Source organism: Candidatus Symbiopectobacterium sp. NZEC135 (assembly GCF_025962695.1).
Genome location: NZ_JAGFPF010000337.1, coordinates 1 through 1,743 on the forward strand (window position 1 = coordinate 1; position 1,743 = coordinate 1,743).

Annotated in this window: 2 protein-coding genes; both read left to right on the plus strand. The window is 58.7% G+C overall.

The genetic code is table 11. From position 1 onward, the window contains the following. Window positions 1–303: DotU family type IV/VI secretion system protein (locus tag J5224_RS26585; RefSeq protein WP_264628166.1), on the plus strand; the 303-nt coding region annotated here is incomplete at its 5' end. A gap of 13 nt (window positions 304–316) precedes the next feature. Beyond that, window positions 317–1,743: AAA family ATPase (locus J5224_RS26590; RefSeq protein WP_264628167.1), on the plus strand; the 1,427-nt coding region annotated here is incomplete at its 3' end.

Sequence of the window (1,743 nt, forward strand, 5' to 3'; positions counted from 1 at the left end):
CTGTGCCTGTGTCTGGGGTTTGAAGGGCGCTACCGGGTAATGGTGCAAGGACGTGAGGAGCTGGACCGTGTGGTGCGCAAACTGCACGACACGTTGCATCCGGAACCTGCTGCGATCCCTACGGTGTTTCACCAACATCTCGGGCAGCAGGCATCGCGCTATCGTCTGCGCAAACAGGTGTCGCTCAGCGTCCTGTTTCTCGGCCTGTGTGTCGTGCTGGCTGCGGCGTTCGGGGCTTACCACTACCAGTTGATTCACCAAACCCAGGATGTGCTACGCCAACTGGGCGAATTATTACAGTAACAGGAGCTGCACCGTGATTCGAATCGAACTGCCTACGCTGGTTGAACGTCTCAACCCTGTGTGTCGCCATATGCTGGAACAAGCGGCGGCGCTCTGCATACAGCATCAGGGCGCGGAAATCCGCATTGAGCACCTGTTGATGAACATGCTGGATACGCCGCTGTGCGACGTAGGCCAGATCTGCACGCGCGCCGACGTGGATGTGCAGGCCCTCGGGGCTCTGCTCGAACCAACCGTCGCAGACAGCGATTTCGTGGCGGCAGGCTATCCCTCTTTCTCACCGCTGCTGGTGGAGTGGCTGCAAGACAGCTGGTTGCTGGCATCGGCTGAGTTCCAGCACAGTCACCTGCGCAGCGGCGTGTTGTTATTGGTATTGCTGATGATGCCAAACCGGTATCTGTCGGCAGTCGCATCGCGCCCACTGGCACACATCAACCGTGAACTGCTGCGCCAGCAGTTTGATGAGTGGGTGAAAGAGTCATCGGAAACTCCGGTTGCTGTGAACGCGATGGCTGCAACGGAGCAAGCGGCAGCGGTGAGCGCTCAGCTGGGCCGCTATACCCAGAATGTGACTGAGGCTGCACGGCAAGGACAGCTCGATCCGGTGCTGTGCCGCGATCGCGAAATCGATGTAATGATCGATATCCTTTCACGTCGCCGTAAAAACAACCCGATGGTGGTTGGGGAAGCCGGGGTGGGTAAAAGTGCACTGATTGAGGGATTGGCCCTACGCATCGTTGCCGGACAGGTGCCGGAACGGTTGCGCGAGGTGGAACTGCTGACGCTGGATCTGGGTGCGATGCAGGCCGGTGCTTCGGTGAAGGGGGAATTTGAGAAGCGCTTCAAAGGTGTGATGCAGGAGGTCAAAGACTCGCCCCGGCCTATCATTCTGTTTATTGATGAGGCACACACTCTGATTGGTGCGGGTAATCAGGCTGGCGGACTGGATGTCTCCAACCTGCTGAAACCCGCGCTGGCTCGGGGGGAGTTGCGCACCATTGCCGCGACCACCTGGAGCGAATACAAGAAATACGTTGAGAAAGATGCTGCACTGTCACGCCGTTTCCAACGGGTCAACGTGGGAGAGCCGAGTGCGAACGAAAGCGCCGTTATTTTGCGTGGGCTGCGCGCCATTTATGAGAAAGCGCACGGCGTACTGATTGATGAGGACGCGCTGCATGCGGCGGCACACCTCTCCGCGCGCTATATCTCTGGTCGCCAACTGCCGGATAAAGCGATTGATGTGCTGGACACTGCCAGCGCGCGGGTTGCCATCAACCTCACCACGCCGCCTCGTGCTGTCAGCCAGTTGCAAACGCGCCTGCATCAGCAGGAGATGGAAATCGCACAACTGGAGCGCCAACGTCGCATTGGGCTGGGTGATACCGCTGAACGACTGGCGACATTGCGTACCGAGTGTGAAACCTGTGTCGCAGAGCT